The following is a 25,627-nucleotide window of genomic DNA, read 5'->3' as shown; positions in this document are numbered from 1 at the left end:
CTGTGCCCGGACGGGCCACGAACGGGCCACGCACGGACCCGAACGGACTCGAACGGACTGGTTCGAAATATCGGACATTGGTCAGCACTTCGAACGGCAAGATAGGGAGGGGGCGGGTACGCGTCAATGGGTCACGCAGCGACGTACGGGACGGGGAGCGGCAGGCGATGGGCGAGTTCTGGCCGGTACCGGACGTGATGGCGTATCTGGCCGGACGCTGGCGCGTCGAGCGTTCCGTGCGGGATCTGACGACCGGCGACGAAGGCCGCTTCACGGGTACGACGGATTTCCGCCACCTCGACGGCTCCGGACTGCTCCACCACGAGTCCGGCACGTTCGTCTGGCAGGGCGTCGCCCGCCCCGCCGAACGCACTCTGCGCTTCCTGCCCGGCCCCGCCCCCGGGACGGCCGACGTGCGCTTCGCCGACGGCCGTGCCTTCCACGACCTCGATCTGACCACGGGACGGCACACCGCCGACCACCCGTGCTCCGCCGACCTCTACCGCGGCGAGTTCAGCGTCCGGGACCGGGACCGCTGGCGGACGGTGTGGCGGGTGCGGGGTCCCGCGAAGGACCTGGTGATCAGCACCGACTACACCCGCGAGGCGGCGGGCCTACGCGCATGAGGTGTGCGCCGGTGCCCCGTCCAGGCACAGGTGCCAGCGGCCCGCCCAGCCGGTGACGGTGGTCGTCGACAGCGGGCGGACATCGATGTTCCAGTACGTCGAGGGCGGCGCCTTCAGCGCGTAGACCAGGGCGGCGCGGATCACCGACGGCTCGGCGACGGCGACGATCCAGCCGTGCTCCTCGACCGGCCGGGTGTTCAGCCAGCCGCCGATCCGGGAGATGAACGACAGCAGCGACTCACCGCCGTGCGGCGTCGAGCGGGGGTCCGCCAGCCAGGCGTCCACGAGGTCCGGTTCGCGGGCCATCGCCTCCCCCAGGGTCAGCCCGCGCCAGCGGCCCATGTGGCAGTCCCGCAGCGCGGGCTGCACCAGCGGGTGGTAGCCGAGGGCGTCCCCGGTGGCGCGGCTGCGCGGGGTCGGTGAGCAGTAGCGCAGCTCGGCCGTGGCGAGCGGGAGCAGGTCGCGGGCGACGTGCTGCACCTCCTCCCAGCCCGCCTGGTCCAGCGGCCGGTCGTCCTCGAACCGCTCGGCGAGCAGGGGGGAGCTGCGCGCGCTGGCGACGAACGTGACCCGAAGTGACATGCGGGGATCGTGAGCCTCGAAAGTGCGCAGGTCAAGAGGTGTTACCTGGGAGTTACCGAGGGTGCTCGAAAACTTACCCGAAGGTCAGCGCCAGCCACTGGTCCGGCCGCTCCAGCGGCTCGAAGCCGACCTTGGCGTAGACGTCGTGGGCGTCATGCGTGGCGAGCATGATCCGCCGCAGCCCGAACGGCCGCAGCTCCTCGCGCACCGCCACCACCAGCGCCGTTCCGATCCCCTTGCCGCGCACCGCCGGGTCGACGTACACGTCGCAGAGCCAGGCGAAGGTCGCCCGGTCGGTCACCACCCGGGCGTAGGCGACCTGCGCGCCGGAGGCGGTGTCGTACACCCCGAAGTTGAGCGACCCGGCGATCGCGTTGTCCTGCTTCGCCCGGGCCCGGCCGAGCGCCCAGTACGCGTCGGTGGACAGCCAGCGGTGCACCCGCTCGGCGTCGATGCGGTCGGGGTCGGTGGAGATCTCATAGCCCTCAGCGAGGGGCGGTACGTCGGTCATGGGGGGATGCTCGCAACTCACGGGAGCGGGCGTCGAGCGGATTACCGCCCGGGTCCCGCCCGGTCACCGTGCGCGCGGGAGCACCTCGTCGCAGGCCGCCCGCAACCGCCGTACGCCCTCCGTGATCTCCCCGGTCGACGCCACCGCGGCGAAGCTCAGCCGGATGTGGGCGGCCGGGGGTTCGGCACTGAAGTAGGGACGGCCGGGGGTGATGGCGACGCCCGCGCGCAGCGCGGCGGCGGTCAGCGCCAGGTCGTCGGCGCCGTCGGGCAGCCGCGGCCAGAGGTGGTAGCCGCCCGAGGGGACGTACGGCAGCGACAGCTCGGGCAGACCGCGGAGCAGCTCGGCGGTCATGGTGTCCCGACGGACCCTCAACTCGGCCGAGACCGACCGCAGATGACGCGGCCAGGCGGGCGAGCCGACGAGTTCCAGGGCGGCCTCCTGGAGGGGGCGGGGGACGAAGAAGGTGTCGACGACCTGGATGGCCCGCAGCCGTTCCAGCACGGGACCGCGGGCGGCGAGGGCGGCGACCCGGAAGCTGGGCGAGGTCGCCTTGGTGAGCGAGCCGACGTGGACGACGACACCGTCCGGGTCGTCGGCGGCGAGCGGGCGCGGCAGCGGCGGGGCGTCCTCGTGCACCAGCCGTCGTACGAAGTCGTCCTCGACGACGAACGCCCGGGCCCCGTGGGCGATGCGCAGCACCTCGGCGCGCCGGTCGGGGGCGAGGACGGCGCCGGTCGGGTTCTGGAACAGCGGCTGGCAGACGAACACCCGGGCGCCGGTGGCCCGGAAGGCGTCCGCGAGCAGGGCGGGCCGCACGCCGTCCGCGTCCACCGGGACCGGCACCGGGCGCAGGCCCGCCGCACGGGCGATGGCGAGCATGCCGGGGTAGGTGGGCGACTCCACCAGGACGGGCGCGCCGGGCGGGGCGAGGGCCCGCAGGGCGGTGGTGAGCGCGGACTGGCCGCCCGCGGTGACCAGCACCTCGGCGGCGGTGACGGCGCCGCCGATGCTCCGGGCGAACCACTCGCGCAGTTCCGGCAGTCCGTCCATCGGCGGTCGTCCCCAGGCCCCGGGCCGTCGTCCCGCCCGGGACAGCGCCGCCGCCATCGCCCGCTCGGGCTGGAGGGAGGGGTGCAGATAGCCGCCGTTGAACTCGATGACGCCGGGCGAGGGCGCGGCGAGCGAGACCAGGACGCCGGAGGCGTCCACCGAGCGGGGTACGAGGTCGGCGGCGCCGTCGGCGCTGAGCGCGACCTCCTGCCAGGAGGTGTCCCCGGCGGCCGGTGCCCCGGTGGCGCGGGGGCGGGCGCGGAAGGCTCCGGCGCCGGGCCGGGTGACGACCAGTCCCTCGGCGGCGAGCTGCGCCAGGGCCCGGGAGACCGTCACCGGGCTGACCCGGAACCGCTCGACGAGGGCCCGGCTCGACGGGAGCTTTCCTTCTGGTGGATAGCGGTTCAGCTCTCTCCTCAGCTGTTCCGCCAGTTCAGCCACGCTGCTACGCTCTTGCATGAGAGCAGAGAGTAGCGCTATCGCGCCAACCCGGATAGCGGTCAGCACCGCGGAGCCCCAGGGACGCGGCAGGACGTCCGGCACCCTCATGGCCGCCCTCGGCGTCACCGCCTTCTCCCTCACCTTCCCGGCGACCGCCTGGGGCCTGGAGGGCTTCGGGCCCTGGTCGCTGGTGGCGGTGCGCAGTGTGCTGGCGGCCCTGATCGCGGGCGGCTGTCTGCTCGCGCTGCGGGTCCCGGTGCCGGAGCGGAGGCACTGGGCGGGCCTCGCGGTGGTGGCCGCCGGCGTTGTCGTCGGCTTCCCGATGCTGACCACGCTCGCCCTCCAGACCTCCACCACCGCGCACGCGGCCGTCGTCGTCGGCCTGCTCCCCCTGACCACCGCCCTGTTCTCGGCGCTGCGCACCGGCACCCGGCCCTCGCGCACCTTCTGGGCGGCGGCGCTGGCGGGCGCGGCCGTGGTGGCCGCCTTCACCGTGCAGCAGAGCGGCGGCGCCCTCAGCACCGCCGACGTCTACCTCTTCGGGGCGCTGCTGGTGTGCGCGGCCGGGTACACCGAGGGCGGGCGGCTGGCCCGGATCATGCCGGGCTGGCAGGTGATCGGCTGGGCGCTGGTGCTGTGCCTGCCGGTCGCGGTGCCCGCCGCCGCGGTGGCGCTGTCGTACGAACCCGTCCGGCTGACCGCGCACAGCGTGGCCGGGGTGCTGTGGGTCGCGGCGGGCTCGCAGTTCCTGGGGCTGGTCGTCTGGTACCGGGGCATGGCGGCCATCGGCATCCCCAAGGCGAGCCAGTTGCAGCTCGCCCAGCCGCTGCTCACACTGGTGTGGTCGGTGCTGCTGCTGGGCGAGCACCTGACGGTGGCCGCCCCGCTGACGGCCGCGGCGGTGCTCGTCTGCATCGCCGTCACGCAACGGGCGCGCGGCTGACGGCGTGCGCACCGCTCCCGGGCGGCACCCCCGCGCCGTAGACTCGAAAGGCCACGGACCGCTGCTCCCGCACACGGAGGAGGCCCCAAGATGCGCGCAAGCGTGGGCGACCAGCTTGTCCAGCACGGCAGGGTGGTCGGACAGAGCGACAAGGTCGGCGAGATCGTCGAAGTGATGGGCCAGGAGGGCAACCCGCCGTTCCGGGTCCGCTTCGAGGACGGCCATGAGGGCGTCTGCTCGCCGGGCCCCGACACCGAGATCCGGCACCGGGAGACCACCACCGGGCAGTGAACTCAGCGCGGGAGTGTGGCCCGCTGCCCGTAGTGGTCGGCCACCACCCGCGCCATCGCCCCGGCCGGGTCAGCCGCCACCTCCCGGGCGGCGAAGAAGACATGACCGCGCACCTCCGGGTGGTCCCCGGCGAGGGTGAGGTGCCGGGACAGCTCGGCCGGGTCCTGCCAGGCCGCAGCCTGCGCGGGATCGCCGGCCCGGTACAGCGCCTCACCCACGTACAGCTCGGTGCCCGTGCCCCGGGCGACCGCGGCCCACCAGGGCAGCAGCTTGGCGTAGTCGGCGGCCCGGTTGCCGATGTGCCAGTACAGCTGCGGGCAGATGTAGTCGATCCAGTTCTCCCTGACCCACTTGCGGGTGTCCGCGTGCTGGTCGTCGTACGACTGGAGGGCCTGGGTGTCCGAGCCGCGCGGGTCGCTGTCGGCGTTGCGCCACACCCCGAAGGGGCTGATGCCGAACCGGGCGGCCGGGCGGACCTTCTTGATCCCGGCGGCCATGTCACGCACCAGCCGGTCGATGTTGTCGCGCCTCCATGCGGCCCGGTCGGGGAAGGCGCCGCCGTGGGCGTCGTAGGCGGCGTCGTCGTCGAAGGTCTGGCCGGGCTTCGGGTAGGGGTAGAAGTAGTCGTCGAAGTGGACGGCGTCGACCGGGTACTTCCGCACCGCGTCCAGCATCGCCTCCCGCACGAAGGCGCGGACCTCCGGCAGCCCGGGGTTGTAGTGGAGCTGCCCGCCGTACGCCACGACCCAGTCGGGGTGCCGCCGGGCCGGGTGGGAGGCGACGAGCCGGGACGGGTCGGTGTGGGCGGCGACGCGCAGCGGGTTGAACCAGGCGTGCAGCTGGAGCCCGCGGGCGTGCGCCTCGGTGATGGCGGTGCCCAGCGGGTCCCAGCCGGGGTCCCGGCCCTGGACGCCGGTGAGGTACTGCGACCAGGGCTCGTACGACGACGGCCACAGCGCGTCGGCCGTGGGGCGCACCTGGAAGATCACCGTGTTGAGGCGGCGCCGGACCGCGGTGTCCAGGTGGGCGATCAGCTCGGCGCGCTGCCGCTCGGCGGAGAGCCCGGGGGCGGACGGCCAGTCGCGGTTCTGCACAGTGGCCAGCCACATGCCGCGCATCCCGGTGGCGGCCCGTGGGTCGCCACCGCGGACCGGTGCGGCGGACGCTCCCGTCGTGGCCAGGGTCGACAGGGCGACCAGGGCGAACGCCCGCCGTGACAGCCGTCGCATGACAAGACCCCCATACGCTTCGGATTGGATCGATCACTGATTGTCCCGCGGCTCCAGCATGCCTCCACCCCGCCGATCGATCATCGATACTTGGGGGTAACGTGCACGATCGGAGCAGGGTCGGCTGTGGCCGCCGCGACCCGGTGGCACGGCACGGCCGCGGATCAGCGAAAGGGACGATGTGACCGTCAGTTCGGGAGATATCACGCGCGTCGGAGTGGTGGGCTGCGGTCAGATGGGTGCGGGCATCGCCGAGGTGTGCGCCCGCTCCGGCCTGGAGGTGAAGGTCGCCGAGACCACCGGCGAGGCCCTGGAGATCGGCCGTACCCGGCTGTTCAACTCCCTCGCCAAGGCCGCCGAGCGCGGCAAGATCAGTGAGGCCGAGCGGGACGCCACGCTGGAGCGGCTGAGCTTCACCACCGACCTCGGCGAGTTCGCCGACCGCGATCTGGTCATCGAGGCCGTGGTGGAGAACGAGCAGGTCAAGACCGAGATCTTCCAGGTGCTCGACCAGGTGGTGACCCGGCCGGACGCGATCCTCGCCTCCAACACCTCCTCGATCCCGCTGGTGAAGCTGGCGGTCGCCACCTCCCGGCCGGACCAGGTCGTCGGCATCCACTTCTTCAACCCGGCCCCGGTGCAGCAGCTCGTCGAGCTGATCCCGGCGCTCACCACCTCCGAGGGCACGCTCAGCCGGGCGCAGCTGTTCGCCGAGAAGATGCTCGGCAAGCACGCGATCCGCGCCCAGGACCGCTCGGGCTTCGTCGTCAACGCCCTGCTGATCCCCTACCTCCTCTCCGCGATCCGGATGTTCGAGACGGGCATCGCCAGCCGTGAGGACATCGACAACGGCATGGAGATGGGCTGCGCCCACCCGATGGGCCCGCTGAAGCTGTCCGACCTGATCGGTCTGGACACGGTCGCCTCGGTGGCGCAGAGCATGTACGAGGAGTTCAAGGAGCCGCTGTACGCCGCTCCGCCGCTGCTCCAGCGGATGGTCGACGCCGGCCGGCTCGGCCGCAAGACCGGCTCCGGGTTCTACACCTACGGCTGATTACCGAGCGCTACTTCTCCGGGCCCGGCACCTCTTCGGTGCCGGGCCCGTGTCATTCACACACCGTGTGCGCCCCGGGCACGCATATGCCACTCTCACACTCTCCCCATGGGCCCATCAGGCGAGTTGACTCATCATGCGCATGCAAGGGATAGGGAACGACTACGGAAAGGAGCGGTTCGTGACCGCCGATCCCGAGCAGTCCGTCGCCCAAGGAGAACTCGCAGAGTTACGACGCCGCCTGGACGTGGCCTACGCCCAGGTCGAGGGTGGCCTCACCCTGCTCACCCACCGCACCAAGGAGACCGCCAAGGAGGTGGACGAGCTGAACACCCGGCTCGTCACCCTGGAACACGCCCGCTGGCCGCTGCCCTCGATCGCGGCCGTCACCGCGGTGGGCGCGCTGGTCGTGGCTCTCTGGCAGGCGGTCGGACGCTAGGCCGCCGTCCTCACGGCAGCACGTCCTGACCGAGCCTGAGGTGGTGCAGCAACAGCAGTGCGGCCGCCATGTTGGCGGCCGGGACCTCGCCGCGGGCGACCATGTCGGGGACGAGTTTGAGGGGGACCCACTCCCTGCGGTCCGACTCGAAGTCGTCCACGGGGTGTCCGACGTACTCTCCGCCGTCGGCCCAGTAGATGTGGTGCCGGGCGTCGGTGAGCCCGTTGGACGGCTCCACGCTCATCAGATGGCGCAGGGGTCCCGGCCGCCATCCGGTCTCCTCCTCCAGTTCACGGGCGGCCGCGGCCACGATGTCCTCGCCGTCCTCGACGACTCCGGCCGCCAGTTCCCACCCCCAGCTGTCGGTGATGAAGCGATGGCGCCACAGCAGCAGGACCTCGTTGGCCTCGTTGACCACCGTGGCCACCGCGACGGGCCGCAGTCGGATCAGGAAGTGGTCGAGATGCCGTCCGTCCGGCAACTCGACATCGGCGAGATTGACACTGAACCAGCGGTTTGCATACACAGTTCGTTCGTTCAGTTTCGTCCACTGCACGGTTCTGCCACCTTCCGACGAGTAAGTGGCAATATCGCAGCAGGAACGAGTCGGCAGCAGGCGCACGAGGAGCTACCCGCGGCACGGGCGCGGGCGCGAGGCCGTCCGGCGGCGGGCGGGGGTCACAGCGGCACGCGCAGCGCCCCGTCGATGAGTTCGGCCGCCTCCGCCGTGCCCGTGCCGCCGCTGCGCACCAGATGGTCGCGCACCGCCCGGAGTCTGTCGCGCAGCCGCTGCGACTCCATCCCCCGCGCCTGCTCGGCCATCTGCACCGCCGTGGCCACCGCCTTGTCGGCGTTGCCCCGGCGCAACTCGATCGTGCTGAGCATGGCCAGCCGGTGCACCCGGCCCCGGTCGTGCGCCGGGTTGTCCACCGCCGCCGCCGCGTGCTCCCCCGCCGCCGCCAGCTCCCCGAGGCTCAGCAGCGCCTCCGCCACCTGGACGTTGACCAGGCCCGGCTGGACATAGCCGGTCTCATCGGGTTCGTAGCCACGGCGGATGCGTTCGGCGGCCTGCTCCGCCCGCCGGATGCAGGACAGCGCGCTCGTACTGTCGCCGAGGTGCGCGTACGCCTTCGCCTGCATCGCGTACAGGTCCGAGGCGAGCGCCGGGGTGATGTCCTTGCCCGCGGTGCGCAGCGCCGCCTCGGCGAACGCGACGGCCTGGCGGTACTCCTTCATGAACAGCGACTGGTTGACCAGCAGCGCGATCACATACGCCCCGAGCCCCCGGTCCCCGCTCGCCTTGGCCAGCCGCAGCGCCTGGTGGAAGTAGCGCTGGGCGAGACCGTGCGCGTCGGAGTCGTAGGCGCAGATGCCCGCGATCGCCACCAGCCCGCCCGTGGCGCGGTGCAGTTGGCGGCCGGTGGCGTCGGTGTAGCCGCCGCGCAGCAGCGGGGCCGCCTCCGCGTTGAGAAACCCGACGATCCGGCTGCGCGTCGCCACCCCGCCCGCCTTGCGGTACATCTGCTCGTAGTGGCCGCGGGCGGCGCGCAGCAGGTCCAGGTCGGCCGGGGTCACGCGGTGCCGTCCGCCCCGGGAGACGTCCACGTCCTCCGGCGGGTTCTCCCACTCCCACACCGGCATCACGGCGGGTGTGCCGGTGACCGCGGGCGCGCCGAGGAGGTGCGGGCGCTGCTGCTCGTCGGAGCGCCACAGCGCGGTGGCCCGTTCGACGAAGCCGGAGAGCGAGGTGCCGTGCGGGGTCCCCGGTTCGCCCGGTACGCCGAGGCCGATGTCGTCGAGCGTGACCGGCCGTCTCAGCCGGGTGGCGAGGACCTCGCAGATCAGGTCGGGCACCTGACCGCGCGGTCGCTGGCCCTTCAGCCAGCGGGCCACCGCGGTGTGCTCGTAGCGCAGTGCCAGTCCGCGTGACCGTCCCGCCTGGTTGACGTGCGCCGCCAGCCCGGCGTGGGAGATTCCGGCCTCGTCGAGGATCGCGTCCAGCAGGGTGTTGGGCTGCATCCCATGCCCCCAAGGTGGCTCGGTGCCGACAGCGTAGTGAATCCGGTTTCACACGGGGTGTGAACCGAGTGCTCGAATCCGTACCGTGTGCGCGCTGTTGCGGAGAGTTTCCCGCCGGTTGACTGAAATGCCTCGCAAGAGGCCCGGCCGGGCCGCCGGCTCCCCCTCGTACAGTGCGGCGGCCCGAAAACACGCCGTCCCCCCGTCGCCTGCCCGACACTCCGTGGCGGGGGGCGGCGTCCCCGGGCCCCACGGCTAACCGCGCACCCGCGGCCGTGGGCGGGTCACCGCTGTTCGGGCGGTGTCCGGCGGCCCTGTACGACGTCTTCGCGGCCCCTCGTCGGCCAGCACCAGCAGGGCCACGTCATCGGCGGGGCGGCCCGCCGTATGGCGCAGGAGGCGGGTGAAGACGGCGCCCACGAGCATCTGCGGAGTCGGTGGACGCTGCCGCAACGCCTCCGTCAGCACCGTCTCCAGGGGAAAGAACCGGCCATGACCGTCCCGGGCGTCCGCGGCACCGTCCGTGTACAGGAACAGCGCCTCGCCGGGCCGCAGACGGCCACAGCTCACGGCGGTCAGCTCGTCGTCGGGGAGCGGGAAGAGACCCAGCGGCGGCAGCGGGTCGGCCCGGGCGAGGGGCACCACCCCGGTGCCCCGCAGCCGGTACGGCCACGGGTGGCCGCAGTTGAGGGCGCGCACCCGGCCGTCGCGGCCGATCTCCAGCAGGAGGACGGTGACGAAGTCCTCCCCCTCGGTGGCCTGCTCACTCAGGTGCCGGGCGAGGGCCCGGTCCAGTCGGCGCAGCACCCGGTCGAGGCCGGGCTCGTCGTGCGCGGCCTCACGGAAACTGCCGAGGACCGCGGAGACGGTGCCGAAGGCGGCGATGCCGTGCCCGCGCACATCGCCCACCACGGCCCGGACGCCGTACTCGGTGGCGACCACCTCGTACAGATCGCCGCCCATCGCGGCACCGCGGTCCGCGGAGAGCCGCACCGCGGCCACGTCCAGCCCGCCGACCCGCGGTGGCAGCGGACGCAGCAGCGCGTCCTGGGCCTCGCCCGCCACCTTGCGGACCCGCTTCAGCTCCCGCAGCGGACCACGCCGCACCTGGTGCACGAGGCCGGTACCCACGGCGAGGAAGACGGCGCTGGTGACGATCCGCGCCCCGAGCCCGCTCTGCTCGGCGAGCGGACACGCCAGCTTGTAGCCGATGGCCGCCGCGCCCCATGCCGTGGGAAGTCCGAGCGCGAGCAACCGCCGCCCCAGACCGATGCGCATCATGCCGATTGGCCCCCCATCAGGCCCGGACAGCACAGACCGGCCCCGAAGAGGCCGGTCTGATTCTGTCGACCACTTGACCCGGATAAGCCAAGCGCCCTGACTTGCCACCCGAACGAGTGAAATGAGAGGGGATGGGGATGGTGCGGGGGGTGTGGGGGGCTCGCCCCCCACAAGGGGCGCGGGGAACTGCGCGACCAGCCACAGACAACCCGCACCCGGCAGGACCACCTAGCCCCGCAACACCGCCCCCGTCCTCTCAGCGGCCAGCGAAACCGCCGCGTCCCGAGCCGCCGACGCCTCGTCCACCGTCAGTGTCCGGTCCGCCGCCCGGAACCGCAGCGCGTAGGCGAGCGACTTGCGTCCCTCACCCAGCTGCTCCGCGTTCTCGTAGACGTCGAACAGCCGGATGGACTCCAGCAGTTCACCGGCGCCCTCGCGCAGCGCGGCCTCCACCTCGGTGTGTGGGACCGGCCGGTCGACGACCAGGGCGACGTCCTGCGTGGCGACCGGGAAGGTGGAGATGGACGGCGCCTGCGGGGTGCCGTCGGCGGCCCGCTCCAGGGCGTCCAGGTCCAGCTCCGTCGCACAGGTGCGCTCGGGCAGGCCGAGGGCCTTCACCACGCGCGGGTGCAGCTCTCCGGCGTGGCCGACGACCTTCTGCGCACCGTCGACGGTGATCGCCAGCTCGGCGCACCGGCCCGGGTGCCAGGGCCCGTACTGGCCCTTGCGGACGATCAGCTCGACGCCGGTCTCGGCTGCCACGGTCCGCGCGGCCTCGACCGCGTCGGCCCAGTCCGCCGGACGGCCCTTGCCCCACCATCCGGCCTGTTCACGGGCGCCCGCGAGGACGACGGCGACATGGCGCGGCTGCTCGGGCAGCGCGGCGCCGAGTTCGGCGATCTCCTCGTCGGTGGGGCGCCGGTCGACGGGCAGCCCGGCGGCGACCCGCTGCTCCTCGCGCGGCAGGAAGACCAGCCCGGTCTCGAAGAGGGCGAGGTCGTGGCTGCCGCGGCCGTGGTTGCGGCGCAGCGCGCCGAGCAGGCCCGGCAGCAGCGACGTGCGCAGCGCGGGCTCCTCGTCGCTGAGCGGGTTGGTCAGCCTGACGACGCGGCGGGCCGGGTCGTCCTTCGCCAGGCCGAGCTGGTCGAAGACCTGCTCGCTGACGAAGGGGTAGTTGGGCGCCTCCACACAGCCCGCACCGGCGAGCGCCCGGCCGATCCGGCGGTGCAGCCGCTGCCGGTGGGTCAGGCCACGGCCGGACGGCGGCTTGGGCAGCGTGGAGGGCAGGTTCTCGTAGCCCTCCAGCCGGATGACCTCTTCGGCGAGGTCGTTGGGGTCGGTCAGGTCGGGCCGCCAGGACGGCACGGTGACGAGCAGCTCGTCCTGCCCGTACACGTCGCAGCCGACCTCCTGGAGACGGCGTACGACGGTCTCCCGGCCGTAGACGACACCGGCGACCTTGTCGGGGTGGTCCGCGGGGATGGTGATGGTGTGCGGCGCGGACGGGGTGACGACCTCGGTGACCCCGGCCTCGGCGGTGCCGCCCGCGAGGAGGACCAGCAGGTCGACGGTGCGCTGTGCGGCGGCGGCAGCGGCCTGCGGGTCGACGCCGCGCTCGAAGCGGCGGGACGCCTCGGAGGAGAGCTTGTGGCGGCGCGCGGTGCGGGCGATGGCGACCGGGTCGAAGTGGGCGGCCTCGATCACCACGTCGGAAGTGGCGTTCTCCGTGTCCTCGTGGTCCGCGATCTCGGTGTTGGCGCCGCCCATGACGCCCGCGAGCCCGATCGGGCCGCGCTCGTCGGTGATCACCAGGTCCTCGGCGTCCAGGGTGCGCTTGACGCCGTCGAGGGTGGTGAGCTTCTCACCGGGCTCGGCGCGGCGCACGCCGATGGTGCCCTGGACCAGGCCGCGGTCGTAGGCGTGCAGCGGCTGGCCGAGTTCGAGCATCACGTAGTTGGTGATGTCGACGGCGAGCGAGATCGGCCGCATGCCGGCCTTCTGGAGGCGGCGCCTGAGCCAGATCGGGGAGCGGGCCTCGGGGTCGAGGCCGGTGACGGTGCGGGCGGTGAAGCGGTCGCAGCCGAGCGGGTCGGAGACCGCGACCGGGTAGCCGAACGCGTTCGGACCGGGCACGTCGAGCAGCGCGGGGTCGCGCAGCGGCAGGCCGTAGGCGGTGGCGGTCTCGCGGGCCACGCCGCGGATCGACAGGCAGTAGCCGCGGTCGGGCGTGACGGCGATGTCGAGGACCTCGTCGACCAGTTCCAGCAGCTCGATGGCGTCCTTGCCGACCTCGGTCTCCGGCGGCAGCACGATGATGCCCTTGCTGCCGTCGTCGCCCATGCCCAGCTCGTCGCTGGAGCAGATCATGCCGTGGGAGGTCCGGCCGTAGGTCTTGCGGGCGGAGATGGCGAAGCCGCCCGGGAGGACCGCGCCCGGCAGCACGACGACGACCTTGTCGCCGACGGCGAAGTTGCGTGCGCCGCAGATCAGCTCCTGGGGCTCGCCGGTGCCGTTGGCCCGGCCGACGTCGACGGTGCAGAAGCGGATCGGCTTCTTGAACTCCGTCAGCTCCTCGATGGTCAGCACCTGGCCGACGACCAGCGGGCCCTTGAGCCCGTCGCCGAGCTGCTCGACGGTCTCGACCTCGAGACCGGCCGAAATGAGCTTGGCCTGCACGTCCCGACCGGTTTCCGTCTCCGGCAGGTCGACGTACTCCCGCAGCCAAGAAAGCGGGACCCGCATCAGATCTCCATCCCGAACGGCCGGGTGAACCGGACGTCACCCTCGACCATGTCTCGCATGTCCTCGACGTTGTGGCGGAACATCAGCATCCGCTCGATGCCGAACCCGAAGGCGAAGCCGCTGTACTTCTCCGGGTCGACGCCGCAGGCGGTCAGCACCCGCGGGTTGACCATGCCGCAGCCGCCCAGCTCGATCCAGCCCTCGGACGAGCAGGTCCGGCAGGGCCGGTCGGGGTTGCCGACGGACGCGCCCTTGCAGACGTAGCAGAGCATGTCCATCTCGGCGGACGGCTCGGTGAACGGGAAGAAGTTCGGCCGCAGCCGGGTCTTCATGCCCTCGCCGAACAGGGACTGGACCATGTGGTCCAGGGTGCCCTTGAGGTCCGCCATGGTCAGGCCCTCGTCGACGGCGAGCAGCTCGACCTGGTGGAAGACCGGGGTGTGGGTGGCGTCCAGCTCGTCGGTGCGGTAGACGCGCCCCGGGCAGATCACGTAGACCGGCAGCTCACGGCTGAGCAGGGAGCGGATCTGCACCGGCGAGGTGTGGGTGCGCAGCACGACACCGGACTCGGTGCCGCCCTCGGGGCCCTGCACGAAGAAGGTGTCCGCCTCGCCGCGGGCCGGGTGGTCCGGGCCGATGTTCAGGGCGTCGAAGTTGAACCACTCGGCCTCGACCTCGGGGCCCTCGGCGACCTCGTAGCCCATGGCCACGAAGATGTCCTCGATGCGCTCCGACAGCGTGGTCAGCGGGTGCCGGGCGCCCGCGGGGACACGGTCGTAGGGCAGCGTGACGTCCACGTCCTCCTCGACCAGCACCCGCGCGTCGCGCTCGGCCTCCAGCTCGGCCTGGCGGGCGGCGAGGGCCTTGTTCACGGCGCCGCGGGCCATGCCGACCCGCTTGCCCGCGTCGGCCTTGGCGTGCGGCGGCAGGGCGCCGATCTCGCGGTTGGCGAGGGCCAGCGGGGAGGCCGGGCCGGTGTGGGCGACCTTGGCCTCGTGGAGTGCGTCGAGGGAGTCCGCGGCGGCGAAGGCGGCGAGCGCCTCGTCCCGCATGCGCTCGATCTCTTCCGGTTTCAACGTCTCGACCTCGACAGGGTCGTACGACTTATTGGGTGCCGACATCTCTTCCCGTGCTTCCGATTGGCTGGCTGGAGTCCCCGTCACCGACTCGAAGGGCCGCGAGCAGGACACAAAGGTGCCATTGGCCGAGTCTAACGGGGTGGGGACAGGCGAATGCGCCCGCGGGCCGCTCAGGCGAGATAGGCCGGAGCGCTCACGGGCAACGTAAATCGGAACTCGGCGCCGCCGCCGGGGGCGCGGCCGACCGTGATGGTGCCGCCGTGGGCCTCGACGATGCCCTTGACGATGTACAGCCCGAGTCCGGTGCCGCCGCGCTTGCTGCCCCGCCAGAAGCGGGTGAAGACGCGGTTCATGGACTCCTCCGGGATGCCTGGGCCCTCGTCGCTCACGGTGACCGACGTGCCGGTGTCCTCGCCCTCGCGGGGTGACGCCGTGGCCGTGATGTCAATGGTGACGGTCCCCTCGCCGTGCCGCACCGCATTTTCCAGCAGGTTGCTCAGGACCTGGTCGACCTTGTCGGGGTCGGCCCACAGGTCGGGCAGCGGCTGCTCGATGCGGAGCAGGAACCGGTCGGCGGACTGCCCGGCGGCGACGTAGGCCTGGATGTGGCGGCCGACGGCGGCGCCGATGTCGACGGGCTGGCGGCGCACCTCCAGGCGTCCGGAGTCGATGCGGGAGATGTCGAGCAGCTCGGCGATGAGGCGGGTGACCCGGTCGGCGTCGGCGTCGACGGTCTCCAGCATCAGCCGCTTCTGGTCGTCCGTGAACCGCTCCCACTTCGCCAGCAGGGTGGCCGTGAACCCCTTCACCGAGGTGAGCGGGGAGCGCAGCTCGTGCGCGACGGTGGCGATCAGCTCGGCGTGGCTGCGCTCGGTGCGGCGCCGCGCCTCGGTGTCGCGCAGCGAGACCACGACCCGCTGGACCGGCCCGGTGGGGGCGGCGCGCACATAGCGGGCGGCGACCAGCACCTCCCGCCCGCCCGGCAGCAGCAGGTTCCGCTCGGGCTGCCGCACGCGGATGGCGAGGCCGCCGTACGGGTCGGTCAGCTGCCACCAGCGCCTGCCCTCCAGGTCCTCTAACGGCAGCGCCTTCTCCAGCCGCTGTCCGAGGGCCTCGGCGGCGGGGACGGCGGTGATGCGCTCGGCGGCGGCGTTGAAGCAGACCACCCGGCCGCGCTCGTCGGCGACGACGAGTCCGTCGGGCAGGTCGTCGGGGTGCAAGCCGGGCCCGCCGGGATCACCGGCGTCGGCGGGCGGGCGCGCCCGGTGCCCTCCCGGTGCGCTGCTCGTGCCGACGCTCATCCCCGTACCCCACCTCTCGGCTTGTCCAGTGGGCCCCCGAGCTGGTCACCCTACTAGCCTTCGGTGACGGAGCGGCAGCCTCCGGGGGCGCGCTGTGCACGGGCCGACGCGTAGAGACATACGGCGGCGGCGGTCGCCAGGTTCAGACTCTCGGCCTGTCCGTGGATGGGGACGCGCACGACGGCGTCGGTGAGGGCGCGGGTCTCCTCCGGAAGCCCCCAGGCCTCGTTGCCGAACACCCAGGCGGTCGGCCCGCCCATGGTGCCCTTGTCCAGTTCGTCGTCGAGGTCACGGTCGCCCGCCCCGTCGGCGGCCAGCACCCGTACCCCGCTCTCCCGCAGCCCGGCCACGGCCCGCTCCACGGGTACGCCGACGGCGACCGGCAGATGGAACAGCGAACCGACGGACGCCCGTACGGCCTTGGGGTTGTAGAGGTCCACGGAGGCGTCGGTCAGCACGACCGCCTCGGCACCGGCGGCGTCGGCGCAGCGCAGCACGGTGCCCGCGTTGCCGGGGTCACGCACATGCGCGAGCACGGCGACGAGTTTGGGCCGGGCGGCGAGGACCTCCTCGAACGGCGTGTCCAGGAACCGGCAGACCCCGACCAGCCCCTGCGGGGTGACGGTGGTCGAGATGTCGGCGATCACCTGCTCGGCGGCGAGGTGGACGCGGGCGCCGATCTCGCGGGCGCGGCCGATGATGTCGGCGTACCGCTCCGCGGCCTCGACGGTGGCGAACAGCTCGACGAGCGTGTCCGGCTGCCCGGCCGCCTCCCGCACCGCCTGCGGCCCCTCGGCGAGGAACAGCCGCTCCTTCCCCCGGAAGTTCCGCTTGGCGAGCCGCCGAGCGGCGCTGACGCGAGGAGAGCGGGGGGAGATCAGCTCGGGGCCAGGCATGTCCTGTTTCACCTTCGGCAACTTCTGAGGGAGCGGAAGCCGTCCCACCTAGGGGCGCGGGGACCTGCGCGACCAGCCACCGACCACCCGCACCGTCACGACTACGTACCCCGACACGACTGGACCCGCAGGACAAAACCTGCGGGCCCAGTCACGTCGGCTCAAAGCCAGCGCAGTGTCACGCGGCCTTCGGCGCGTTGACGTCGCTCGGCAGCGCCTTCTGCGCCACCTCGACCAGCGCGGCGAACGCGCCCGGGTCGTTGACGGCCAGCTCGGCGAGGATCTTGCGGTCGACCTCGACGTTGGCGGCCTTCAGACCCTGGATGAAGCGGTTGTACGTGATGCCGTTGGCGCGGGCCGCGGCGTTGATGCGCTGGATCCACAGCTGGCGGAAGTCGCCCTTGCGCTTCTTGCGGTCGTTGTAGTTGTAGACCAGCGAGTGGGTGACCTGCTCCTTGGCCTTGCGGTACAGGCGCGAACGCTGACCGCGGTAGCCGGAGGCCTGCTCGAGGATCGCCCGGCGCTTCTTGTGGGCGTTGACTGCCCGCTTGACGCGTGCCACTTCTTAACTCCTTGTAGCGGGGCCGCGGTGGTCGTCACACGGCCCGAATTCGATTGGGTCCCGGTCGGAGGTCAGGCGCACACCGCGCCCGACGTCACTTGCCGAGAAGCTTCTTGATCTTCTTGGCGTCGCCCGGGGCCATCTCGGCGTTGCCGGTGAGGCGACGCGTCAGTCGGGACGACTTGTGCTCGAGCAGGTGGCGCTTGCCGGCGCGCTCACGGAGCACCTTGCCGGAGCCGGTGACCTTGAAGCGCTTGCTGGCACCGCTGTGCGACTTGTTCTTCGGCATAGCGCCGTTCTCTCCTCGTGGGTGGCGCTCCGGTGCCCGGCCATCGGACCGGGCACGGTGGAGCGTCGCTTGTTTCGGTTACTGCCTGGGACGGCGCGGGGTGACGCGCGTCCAGGGGGATCACGCCTCGGCAGGCTCCTCGGCCGACGCCTGGGGGGCGTCCGCGGCGTTCTGCGAGCGGCCGGGGTTGGCCTTCGCTTCGGCCTTGCGGGCCTCCTGCGCCTGGCGGGCCTCGGCCATCGCCTCGGTCTTCTTCTTGTGCGGACCGAGAACCATGATCATGTTTCGGCCGTCCTGCTTCGGGTTCGACTCCACGAAGCCGAGGTCCTGGACGTCCTCCGCGAGACGCTGGAGCAGTCGGTAGCCCAGTTCGGGACGGGACTGCTCGCGACCACGGAACATGATCGTGATCTTGACCTTGTCGCCCTGCTTGAGGAACCGGACGACGTGACCCTTCTTGGTGTCATAGTCGTGCGGGTCGATCTTCGGCCGGAGCTTCATCTCCTTGATGACCGTGTGCGCCTGGTTCTTGCGCGCCTCACGGGCCTTCATGGCCGACTCGTACTTGAACTTCCCGTAGTCCATGAGCTTGCACACGGGCGGACGGGCGTTCGCCGCGACCTCGACCAGGTCCAGGTCGTACTCCTGCGCAAGCTCCAGTGCCTTGGCCAGCGGGACGATGCCCACCTGCTCGCCACTGGGACCGACAAGTCGCACCTCGGGAACGCGAATCCGGTCGTTGATGCGGGGCTCGGCGCTGATGGATCCTCCTCGGTAGCACCACGCGACGGCCTGGCGGACAGCCGCGTAACGTCTGTATTCGATAGACCTAACCGCACCGAGACGCAAAAAATGCCCCGGACGATCACAGGCGGGGCTCCTCGAACTACCGGAGCACCGCCACGGGGACCGCGGGGCGCGCTTTCGGGCGACCGCCCGCCGCGTGGGCGGGGCCGCCTGACCGGTGACCTACCGCCCTGAGGGCGGAAGGTGGGAGTTCGAAGCCTCCACTTGTAGGTCGGGCTCGCGGGCCATGGGCATACGGGTCCGACCGGTCGTTACACAAGGTTAGCAGCTCCGGCGTGTCAGGGCTAACCGAGACCGACTGGGACCGGACGCCGCGCTGCCTCTAGGGTGAACCGCATGAGTGAAGAGACGCCCGACTTCAACGCCATGACCCGCGACATCGCGGAGGTCCCCGCGGTCGAGGTGATCGTGACGGTCGCCGTCAATCTGATGAGCGCCGCCGCCGTGAAACTCGGTCTCACCGAGGAGGGCGCGAAGCACAAGGACCTCGACGAGGCCCGCAAGCTGATCCACGCGCTGGCCGGTCTGCTGGACGGCAGCGCCACCGAGATCAGCTCGTTCCACGCGGCCCCGCTGCGCGACGGTCTGAAGTCGCTCCAGCTGGCGTTCCGCGAGGCGTCGCTGGTGCCGGACGAGCCGGGCCAGGGGCCGGGCGAGAAGTACACCGGCCCCGTCTACGGCTAGCGCGTCCCCTACAGACTTCCGCGTACGTACAAGGGCTCGCCCGGTGGGGTGGCCCCGGCCGGCAGCAGTGCCAGGTCGAGGCCGCGCACCAGGCGGGCCCGCAGTGTCTCGTCGGCCGCCATGCGCCCGGCGACCGCGCGGGCGGCCTCGGCGGGGGCGGCGGCCGGGTCGAGGACGAGCGCCAGGGTGCCGTCGGCCTGTCCCGGCCCGAGGTGCGCGCTGACCACGGCGGGCTCGGCGGCCACCGCGGCCCGTACCGCCTCGACGACCGCCGGGTCGGTGAGCGGATCGGTGCTGGTGCGGCCCTCGGCCAGCGCCAGCAGCGCGTGCCCGGTCAGCTCGAACGGCACCGGCCCGGCCATGTCCAGCACGATGGTGTCGGCCTTCTCGTGCACGGCCGCCTGGATGGCCTGGTGCAGGGGTACGGCGACGGGGCGGGCCCCGGGGTCCCAGCGGGCCAGCGCGTCGGTGGAGGTGAAGGCGGGCAGCGCGGTGCGGTCACCGGCCTTCAGGGTGGGGACGGCCATGTCGCTGGTCTTCTCGCGGCGCAGCCCGTTCTCGTCCTCCTCCACCTCCCCCAGCACGGCCACGACGGGCACCAGCAGCCGGGTGCCCTTGAGCGCCTCCAGGACCGGGCCCACGGCGGTGCGGTCCGTGGACCAGGCGGCGAGCGCGGCGCTCAGCCGGGGGTCGGCGGATCCGTCGTCGTCGGAGTAGCCGGGGTCGGGAATGTTCTTGTTCGCCACGGTCACCGACCCTATCGGGGGAATGCTGCTGCGCTTGTGCGGACCCCGAAACGCCGCCGTGACACCCCTCACCGTTTTCTCAGCGTCTCCTGACAGAGATCTAACGCGCGGCTAACGGCCCGCACAGCGGCCGCCCCGAGCATCGCGGGCATGGCCTCTCCTCGGGCGCTCCTCGGCGCCACCGCCGCGACCGTCGTGATCATGGGTGGTACGACGGCGGGGACCGTCTATGTGCGGGCGGCGCACTCCGACTCCCGCCCCGTATCGTCGGCGTCGGCCGCGCCCTCCGCGTCGGCCGCGGCTTCGACGACCCGGGAGGCGTCAGTGGAACCCGGTGTGGAGCCCGCCGCGGAACCGTCGGTGGACCTCGACGCAATGCTCGCGCGGGCCGTGGCGGCGACCGGCGCCGAGGACGGGGCCGAGGTGTCGGTGGCCGTGCTCGATCTGACGTCCGGGCGACGGGCCGGGTACGGCGACGGCGCCTTCGACACGGCGAGCATCGTGAAGGTCGACATCCTCGCGGCCCTGCTGCTCCAGGCGCAGGACGCCGACCGCCGGCTCACCGCGGCCGAGCGGGCCCACGCCACCGCGATGATCGTCAGCAGCGACAACGCCGCCGCGTCGGCGCTGTGGGAGACGATCGGCCGGGCGGAGGGGCTGGACGCGGCGAACGAGCGGTTCGGGCTGGCGGGCACCGCGGGCGGCGAGGGCATGCTGTGGGGGCTGACCCAGACCACGGCCGCCGATCAGCTGGTCCTGCTCCAGCAGGTCTTCGGGGACGACTCGGAGCTGACCGAGGACTCGCGGTCGTATCTCCAGGGGCTGATGGGACGGATCGCCGCCGGGCAGGACTGGGGGGTGTCGGCCGTCGCCGACGGGTCGGCGTGGGCGCTGAAGAACGGCTGGCTGCCGCGCAGCGCGACCGGGCTGTGGGACATCAACAGCATCGGGCGGGTGACGGCGGACGGTCACGACTGTCTGCTGGCCGTGCTGTCCGACGGCAACACCACCAAGGAGCGCGGGGTGGCACTGGTCGAGGCGGCGGCGAAGGCGGCGGTGGCGGTGGCGGTGGTGCGTGACGAGTCCGCCGCCGGGTCGGCGGCCACGGTGGATTAGGCGGCGTCAGGCGTCGTCGCCGTACCAGCGGCGGCCGCGCCACAGGACGACCGCGGCGACCAGCAGCACACCGCCCGCGCTGCCCGCGAGGGGGCCCGCCCAGCCGGCGGTGTCGTCACCCGGTTCCGCGGTGTCCGGACCGGGGCCGAAGTACCGCTCGCCGTACGCCGCCGAGCGCAGGCCCCGCGGCTCCAGTCCGGCGGCCGCCTCGATCGCGGCGGCCGGGTCGACGAAGCCGAAGCCCCGGGAGTCGTCGCGGCCCCGGACGGGGGCGTTGCGGGCGGTGTCCGCAAGGAGCCGTTTGATCTGCGCCGGGCTCAGGCCGGGGTGGGCCGACTTGACGAGGGCCACGGCGCCGGAGACGAAGGCCGCGGCGGCGCTGGTGCCCCAGCCCTCGTAGTACTTGCCGTCGGGGTCGGCGATGACGACGTCGACGCCGGGCGCGCTGACGGTGGCGTACCAGCGGCGGGTGGAGAAGGCGGCGCGGGTGCCGTAGCGGTCGACGGCGGTCACCGCGATCACGCCCGGATAGGCGGCGGGGTAGGAGATGTGGTCGCCCTTCTCGCCGCCGTTCCCGGCCGAGGCGACGACGACGGCGCCCTTCTTCAGCGCGTACTGGACGGCCTCGTCCTCGGCGGGTTCGGGGTGGGCGGAGGCGGAGTCGTCGCCGAGGGAGAGGTTGATGACGTCGGCGCCGTGGTCGGCGGCCCAGCGGATGCCCTCGGCGAGGGCGTTGCCCCGGGACTTGCGGGCCTTGGCGCGGGCCGGGTCCTTGTCCTCCAGGATGACGCGGACGGGCAGGATCCTGGCCTCGGGGGCGATGCCCATGACGCCGTCGGCGTTGCCCGGGCCGTGGCCGTGTGCGGCGATGATCCCGGCCATGGCGGTGCCGTGTTTGGCCCAGGTCTCGTCGCCGCGGCCCGCCCCGAAGCCGACCAGGTCCTTGCCGCCCAGGACGTTGCCGACGAGGTCGGGGTGCTGGTCGTCGACCCCGGTGTCCAGGACGGCGACGGTGATTCCGGCGCCCTTGGTGGTCTGCCAGGCCTGCTGGGTGTGCAGGGCTTCCAGGGCCCACTGCTGGGCGCGGATGCCGTCGGCGTGCGCGGCGGTGGGCGGGACCAGGGCGACGCTCGCGGCGAGCAGGCAGCCGAGGACGCCGCCGCGGAGTCGGCCGCGGCGCGTGGACCGGTTCATGACGGCCGCTCCGTGGGCGAGGTGACGTTCTTGCGCAGGCCGCGCTCGATGCGGTCGGCGAGGCCCTTGGTCTCGTGGCCGAGGCCCGCCTGGGCGGGGGCGGTGGTGGCGCCGGAGGCCATGGCCGCCTCGGCGGGCTGCGGTTCGTCGACGGTGCGGGCGTCGGCCCAGCCGGAGACGGCGTACACGACGACGGGGGCGTCGGTGAGGACGGAGACCGTCCAGGTGGCGCGCTGCTCGGTGGTGAACCCGGCGGCGGCGGTGCCCTTGGCTGCGTACGGGCGGGGCACGAGGTCGGTGCGGCTGCCGAGGTCCTCGTTCTCGAAGCGGTCGTCGAGGGAGCGCATGCCCTCGGCGTCGGCGTCGGTGAAGAGCAGGCCGACGGTGGTGACGTAGCTCTGGGTGGCGTCGGTGTAGGTGGCGCGCAGCAGGCGCTCGCAGCCGACCGGGGCGAGGACCTTGCCCAGCAGCGGGTCGAAGGCGCCCGCGCAGCCGCTGTCGGGGGCGACGGCGATCCGCGTCCAGGTGCGGTCGGAGCCGCCGGGTCCGGCACCGTCGCCGCGCACGGTGGGCGGGAAGAGCTGGTCGACGGGGACGCTGTGCCACAGGTCCGCGGCGGCGGCGAAGGTGCCGCGCTCGCCGTCCGTGCCGGAGTCGCCGGTGAGCCAGCTGCCGGTCACCGCGCCGCCGATCAGGCCGAGCCCCAGCACCACGCAGCCGGCGGCGGCGACGGTGCGGCCGCGCAGCCGGGCCCTGAGCGGACGGGGCCGTCCCTGGTCGTCGTAGGTCTCGGGTTGTCCGAAGGTGACGACGGGGCGGCCGGCGCCGGGAGGCGGGGTCATGACACCCCAGGAGAGCGCCGGGTCCACGGCGGGCGGGGGCGGGACGGGCGGCTTGGCCGCCGGGACGGGCCGCAGCCGGGTGGTGGTCTCCGACGGTGTCCCACCCCGCGACGGCGGCGCGTCGGGGAAGCGCGCCGAGGCGGGCGGCGGGGGCGGCGTGGGCACGGCCCCGTCCCGGCCCGTCCCACGCGGGCGGCCTGAGGTGTGCGGCGACGGCACCCCGCGACCACCCGGGGCGGGCACGCGCCCGGCCGGACCGGGGCCCGCCTCGCGCGGGCGGCCCGAGGGGTCCGCGGAGGGTACGGCGCGACCGCCCGGGTCAGGCGCACCACGACCCGCCCCGCGCGAGGAGCCGGACGTGTCCGGCGGCGGAACCGCGCCACCGCCCGGGGCGGGTACGCCCTCGGACGCACCGGTGGCGCTCGCGCGCGGGGCGTCGGTGGCGGGTGGGCCGGTGGGGCGCGGCGGGACCGGGGCGCGCTGGGCCTCTGTGCTCATGCACCCCCCGTTTCCTTCTGCCCGGGCCGCTTCCTTGTGCGTGGGCCGTCGTTCTCAGGTCGTACGCCCGGAGCCGGTGTGGATGTACGGATGTCCCACCGGAGTCTTCCCCGTGCCCGCACGTCACTCTACGGGTTGCCGCCGGTCGAACGGGAACCAGTCCGGGAGGCCGGGGCATCTGCCCGGAACATCCCCCTACCTTGCGGTAACCCGTTCTGGCAGGCTGCGTCCATGACTGCGCGCTCCGCCGACCGGGCCCGTTACGACCGGGCCACCGCCCATCTCGACGCCCCCCTCGCGATCGTGGACCTGGCCGCCTTCGACGCCAACGCGGACGATCTGGTCCGCCGGGCCGCGGGCAAGCCGATCCGGGTCGCCAGCAAGTCCGTGCGCTGCCGGGCGCTGCTGGACCGCGTGCTCGCGCGGGACGGCTTCGCGGGCGTCATGTCCTTCACGCTGGCCGAGTCGTTGTGGCTGGCCCGCTCCGGCGTCGACGACGTCCTGCTGGCGTACCCGTCGGCGGACCGCGCGGGGTACGCCGAACTGACCTCCGATCCCAAGCTCGCCGCCTCCGTCACGGTGATGATCGACGACCCGGCGCAGCTGCGGCTGATCGACGAGGCGCGCGACGGCGGGCGCGAAGTGGTGCGGGTGTGCCTGGAGTTGGACACCTCGCTGCGGCTGCTCGGCGGGCGGGTGCGGGTCGGGGCCCGGCGCTCCCCGCTGCACTCCCCCGCCGAAGTCGCCGACCTGGCCCGGGTGGTGGCCCGGCGGCCGGGCTTCGAGGTCGTGGGGATCATGGCGTACGAGGGTCATGTCGCCGGTGTCGGGGACGCGGTCACGGGCCGGCCGCTGCGTTCGCGGGCGGTGCGGCTGATGCAGGCGGCGGCGCGGCGTGAACTGGCCGAGCGGCGGGCCGCGGTGGTGCGGGCGGTGCGCGCGGTGGCGCCGGGTCTGGAGTTCGTCAACGGCGGCGGCACGGGCAGTGTGCAGCACACGGCCGCCGAGGACGCGGTCACGGAGATCGCGGCCGGGTCGGGGCTGTACGTGCCGCGGCTGTTCGACAACTACACGTCGTTCCGGGGGCGTCCGGCGGCCCTGTTCGCCCAGCCGGTGGTGCGGCGGCCGGGTGTCGGCGCGGTGACCGTGCTGGGTGGTGGCTATCCCGCGTCGGGTGCCGCGGGCCGGGACCGGCTGCCGGAGCCGTATCTGCCGGAAGGGTTGCGCTACGACCCGCAGGAGGGCGCGGGTGAGGTGCAGACGCCGCTGCTGGGCTCGCCCGCCGACGATCTGCTGATCGGCGACAAGGTGTGGTTCCGGCACGCGAAGGCCGGTGAGCTGTGCGAGCGGTTCGACGTGCTGCATCTCGTCGAGGGCGACGAGGTGACGGCGACCGTGCCGACGTACCGGGGTGAGGGCCGTACGTTCCTGTAGGCGGGTCGGCGGGTTCCCTCGGGTCAGTCGGCCGGGCCGATGCTGCTGCCCACGCCGCCGCCGGTGTCCGCGTCGCCGAGGGGCCGGATGCCCTCGGTGATGCGGTCCATGTCGGCGAGCGGCGGCCCGTCCTCGCCCGCGTCGAAGACGTAGCGCACGATCACCGGGGCCTCGACGCCGACGGTGGAGTGGAAGGCCAGCGACTGGACGTAACCGCCGGGCCCCTTGGCGGTCTTGACCCGCCAGCGCACGAAGTACCCGGCGCGTCCGGCGACCGCGACCGGCCCGGACCCGACGACCTCGTGGGACTCCATGCCGCCGTACGGCTTGCGGTCCAGGGAGTCTCGGTCGTAGGCCTCCTCGGCGGCCTCCTCGATGTCGGCCTTGGCGAGGGCCTCGGGGGAGGTCTCGTCGTTGACGGTGACGGTCCGGGAGATGACCAGTCCATGGCGGCACAGGCTGCCCTCGCCGGGGCAGTCGTAGGTGCCGTCCGTGGTCATCAGGACGGCGGAGTCGCTGACGTACTTGGGGCGGACCCAGCCGTCGAGCAGGGGGAGGGTGATGCCGTTCAGTTCGTCCGTGACGACGGCCGGGTCGTCGGCGGAGGGCTCGGACGTGGACGGGGAGGGGGTGGAGGGTTCGGTGGTGCCCTCGCTCTGTTCGACGGTGGCGGAGACCGTGGGGTCGGCGACCGGGCCCGTGCCGTCGTCCTTGCCGAGGAGGATGACGCCGGTGACGATCGCGGCGACCACGACGGCCGCCGCGGTGGTGACGGCGACGGTCTTCACGCCCGCCGGGCCGCCGCCGCGCGGGGCGGACGGCGGCGGGGCGGACGGCGGCGGGGCGGCGGCTGCCTGCTGTCCGGGCGCGCGCCGGTGGTCGGTCCAGGCCGTGCCGTCCCACCAGCGCTCCAGATGCGGTGCGGACGGGTCGGTGTACCAGCCGGGCGGGGGTGTCATGCTCACCCG

At 73.1% G+C, this 25,627-nt stretch carries 26 protein-coding genes; 8 read left to right on the top strand and 18 right to left on the bottom strand.

Going from position 1 to position 25,627, the window contains the following annotated elements:
- Positions 1 to 167 precede the first annotated feature (167 nt).
- On the top strand, positions 168 to 626 hold the full coding sequence (locus KBY47_RS18790) for a DUF6314 family protein (RefSeq protein WP_210922316.1): 459 nt from the start codon (positions 168 to 170) through the stop codon (positions 624 to 626).
- Here the strand turns inward: KBY47_RS18790 and KBY47_RS18785 are convergent.
- The 3 genes from KBY47_RS18785 to KBY47_RS18775 form a co-directional block, all read right to left on the bottom strand.
- Positions 615 to 1,208: a histidine phosphatase family protein gene (locus tag KBY47_RS18785; protein ID WP_210922315.1), complete on the bottom strand. Its 594-nt coding sequence runs from the start codon at positions 1,206 to 1,208 to the stop codon at positions 615 to 617. The two genes, KBY47_RS18790 and KBY47_RS18785, sit on opposite strands and share 12 nt — an antisense overlap.
- 73 nt (positions 1,209 to 1,281) lie before the next feature.
- Positions 1,282 to 1,719 (bottom strand): GNAT family N-acetyltransferase, encoded by a 438-nt coding sequence (locus tag KBY47_RS18780; RefSeq protein ID WP_210922314.1) that lies wholly within the window; start codon positions 1,717 to 1,719, stop codon positions 1,282 to 1,284.
- 63 nt (positions 1,720 to 1,782) lie between these two features.
- On the bottom strand, positions 1,783 to 3,231 hold the full coding sequence (locus KBY47_RS18775) for a PLP-dependent aminotransferase family protein (protein WP_210922313.1): 1,449 nt from the start codon (positions 3,229 to 3,231) through the stop codon (positions 1,783 to 1,785).
- On the opposite strand from KBY47_RS18775, the gene KBY47_RS18770 reads away from it, so the two are divergent.
- Together KBY47_RS18770 and KBY47_RS18765 are read left to right on the top strand one after the other, a co-directional pair.
- Positions 3,230 to 4,156, top strand: coding sequence for a DMT family transporter (locus tag KBY47_RS18770; protein ID WP_210922312.1), 927 nt, complete (start codon positions 3,230 to 3,232; stop codon positions 4,154 to 4,156). The two genes, KBY47_RS18775 and KBY47_RS18770, sit on opposite strands and share 2 nt — an antisense overlap.
- Before the next feature lie 90 nt (positions 4,157 to 4,246).
- Positions 4,247 to 4,447: a DUF1918 domain-containing protein gene (locus tag KBY47_RS18765; protein ID WP_210922311.1), complete on the top strand. Its 201-nt coding sequence runs from the start codon at positions 4,247 to 4,249 to the stop codon at positions 4,445 to 4,447.
- 2 nt (positions 4,448 to 4,449) lie between these two features.
- Here KBY47_RS18765 and KBY47_RS18760 read toward each other — a convergent pair whose 3' ends face one another.
- Positions 4,450 to 5,676: a glycoside hydrolase family 10 protein gene (locus KBY47_RS18760; protein ID WP_210922310.1), complete on the bottom strand. Its 1,227-nt coding sequence runs from the start codon at positions 5,674 to 5,676 to the stop codon at positions 4,450 to 4,452.
- Positions 5,677 to 5,857: 181 nt separating this feature from the next.
- Here KBY47_RS18760 and KBY47_RS18755 point away from each other — a divergent pair, with 181 nt between their 5' ends.
- Both KBY47_RS18755 and KBY47_RS18750 read left to right on the top strand, forming a co-directional pair.
- Positions 5,858 to 6,730 carry a 3-hydroxybutyryl-CoA dehydrogenase gene (locus tag KBY47_RS18755; RefSeq protein WP_210922309.1) on the top strand — a complete coding sequence of 291 codons (873 nt, stop codon included), beginning with the start codon at positions 5,858 to 5,860 and terminating at the stop codon, positions 6,728 to 6,730.
- Positions 6,731 to 6,911: 181 nt separating this feature from the next.
- A complete protein-coding gene (locus tag KBY47_RS18750) occupies positions 6,912 to 7,169 on the top strand; it encodes a hypothetical protein (protein ID WP_210922308.1) in 258 nt (85 codons plus the stop codon).
- A 10-nt stretch (positions 7,170 to 7,179) separates the two neighbouring features.
- Here KBY47_RS18750 and KBY47_RS18745 read toward each other — a convergent pair whose 3' ends face one another.
- The 10 genes from KBY47_RS18745 to infC all read right to left on the bottom strand — a co-directional run bounded on the left by KBY47_RS18745 (position 7,180) and on the right by infC (position 18,100).
- The gene (locus tag KBY47_RS18745) at positions 7,180 to 7,725 is read right to left on the bottom strand and encodes an NUDIX domain-containing protein (RefSeq protein ID WP_210922307.1); all 546 of its coding nucleotides are present in this window, start codon (positions 7,723 to 7,725) and stop codon (positions 7,180 to 7,182) included.
- 122 nt (positions 7,726 to 7,847) lie between these two features.
- Positions 7,848 to 9,188, bottom strand: coding sequence for a transcriptional regulator (locus KBY47_RS18740; RefSeq protein WP_210922306.1), 1,341 nt, complete (start codon positions 9,186 to 9,188; stop codon positions 7,848 to 7,850).
- A gap of 255 nt (positions 9,189 to 9,443) precedes the next feature.
- Positions 9,444 to 10,469, bottom strand: a complete 1,026-nt coding sequence (locus KBY47_RS18735; protein WP_210922305.1) for a PP2C family protein-serine/threonine phosphatase — start codon at positions 10,467 to 10,469, stop codon at positions 9,444 to 9,446.
- Positions 10,470 to 10,697: 228 nt separating this feature from the next.
- Complete coding sequence (gene pheT / locus KBY47_RS18730; protein WP_210922304.1) at positions 10,698 to 13,211, bottom strand: phenylalanine--tRNA ligase subunit beta; 2,514 nt, start codon at positions 13,209 to 13,211, stop codon at positions 10,698 to 10,700.
- A complete protein-coding gene (pheS, locus tag KBY47_RS18725; protein WP_210922303.1) occupies positions 13,211 to 14,332 on the bottom strand; it encodes a phenylalanine--tRNA ligase subunit alpha in 1,122 nt (373 codons plus the stop codon). The genes pheT and pheS overlap by 1 nt, the downstream gene beginning before the upstream one ends.
- A 128-nt stretch (positions 14,333 to 14,460) precedes the next feature.
- The gene (locus tag KBY47_RS18720) at positions 14,461 to 15,591 is read right to left on the bottom strand and encodes an ATP-binding protein (protein ID WP_210922302.1); all 1,131 of its coding nucleotides are present in this window, start codon (positions 15,589 to 15,591) and stop codon (positions 14,461 to 14,463) included.
- Between the two features lie 53 nt (positions 15,592 to 15,644).
- Positions 15,645 to 16,487, bottom strand: coding sequence for an RNA methyltransferase (locus KBY47_RS18715; protein ID WP_210922301.1), 843 nt, complete (start codon positions 16,485 to 16,487; stop codon positions 15,645 to 15,647).
- Positions 16,488 to 16,665: 178 nt separating this feature from the next.
- The gene (gene rplT / locus KBY47_RS18710; RefSeq protein ID WP_210922300.1) at positions 16,666 to 17,049 is read right to left on the bottom strand and encodes a 50S ribosomal protein L20; all 384 of its coding nucleotides are present in this window, start codon (positions 17,047 to 17,049) and stop codon (positions 16,666 to 16,668) included.
- A 94-nt stretch (positions 17,050 to 17,143) separates the two neighbouring features.
- Positions 17,144 to 17,338: a 50S ribosomal protein L35 gene (gene rpmI, locus KBY47_RS18705; protein ID WP_007829094.1), complete on the bottom strand. Its 195-nt coding sequence runs from the start codon at positions 17,336 to 17,338 to the stop codon at positions 17,144 to 17,146.
- Between the two features lie 120 nt (positions 17,339 to 17,458).
- On the bottom strand, positions 17,459 to 18,100 hold the full coding sequence (infC, locus tag KBY47_RS18700) for a translation initiation factor IF-3 (protein ID WP_308405200.1): 642 nt from the start codon (positions 18,098 to 18,100) through the stop codon (positions 17,459 to 17,461).
- 381 nt (positions 18,101 to 18,481) lie between these two features.
- Here infC and KBY47_RS18695 point away from each other — a divergent pair, with 381 nt between their 5' ends.
- Positions 18,482 to 18,829: a DUF1844 domain-containing protein gene (locus KBY47_RS18695; protein ID WP_210922299.1), complete on the top strand. Its 348-nt coding sequence runs from the start codon at positions 18,482 to 18,484 to the stop codon at positions 18,827 to 18,829.
- A gap of 8 nt (positions 18,830 to 18,837) precedes the next feature.
- On the opposite strand, the gene KBY47_RS18690 is transcribed toward KBY47_RS18695, so the two are convergent.
- A complete protein-coding gene (locus KBY47_RS18690; RefSeq protein WP_210922298.1) occupies positions 18,838 to 19,575 on the bottom strand; it encodes an SseB family protein in 738 nt (245 codons plus the stop codon).
- Positions 19,576 to 19,725: 150 nt separating this feature from the next.
- Here KBY47_RS18690 and KBY47_RS18685 point away from each other — a divergent pair, with 150 nt between their 5' ends.
- Positions 19,726 to 20,691 carry a serine hydrolase gene (locus tag KBY47_RS18685; RefSeq protein ID WP_210922297.1) on the top strand — a complete coding sequence of 322 codons (966 nt, stop codon included), beginning with the start codon at positions 19,726 to 19,728 and terminating at the stop codon, positions 20,689 to 20,691.
- Positions 20,692 to 20,697: 6 nt separating this feature from the next.
- On the opposite strand, the gene mycP is transcribed toward KBY47_RS18685, so the two are convergent.
- Positions 20,698 to 21,885, bottom strand: coding sequence for a type VII secretion-associated serine protease mycosin (mycP, locus tag KBY47_RS18680; protein ID WP_210922296.1), 1,188 nt, complete (start codon positions 21,883 to 21,885; stop codon positions 20,698 to 20,700).
- Complete coding sequence (locus KBY47_RS18675; protein ID WP_210922366.1) at positions 21,882 to 22,727, bottom strand: hypothetical protein; 846 nt, start codon at positions 22,725 to 22,727, stop codon at positions 21,882 to 21,884. Before KBY47_RS18675 ends, mycP begins: the two co-directional genes overlap by 4 nt.
- A gap of 729 nt (positions 22,728 to 23,456) precedes the next feature.
- On the opposite strand from KBY47_RS18675, the gene KBY47_RS18670 reads away from it, so the two are divergent.
- Entirely contained in the window at positions 23,457 to 24,659 is a 1,203-nt protein-coding gene (locus tag KBY47_RS18670) for an amino acid deaminase/aldolase (protein ID WP_210922295.1), read from the top strand.
- 23 nt (positions 24,660 to 24,682) lie between these two features.
- On the opposite strand, the gene KBY47_RS18665 is transcribed toward KBY47_RS18670, so the two are convergent.
- Complete coding sequence (locus tag KBY47_RS18665) at positions 24,683 to 25,618, bottom strand: DUF2510 domain-containing protein (protein WP_210922365.1); 936 nt, start codon at positions 25,616 to 25,618, stop codon at positions 24,683 to 24,685.
- Positions 25,619 to 25,627 lie beyond the last annotated feature (9 nt).

Source organism: Streptomyces sp. B93 (assembly GCF_018070565.1).
In the GTDB taxonomy this organism is placed as follows: domain Bacteria; phylum Actinomycetota; class Actinomycetes; order Streptomycetales; family Streptomycetaceae; genus Streptomyces.
The sequence above is the reverse complement of the archived record's forward strand: the minus strand, read 5'-3'. Positions and strand labels throughout refer to the sequence as shown.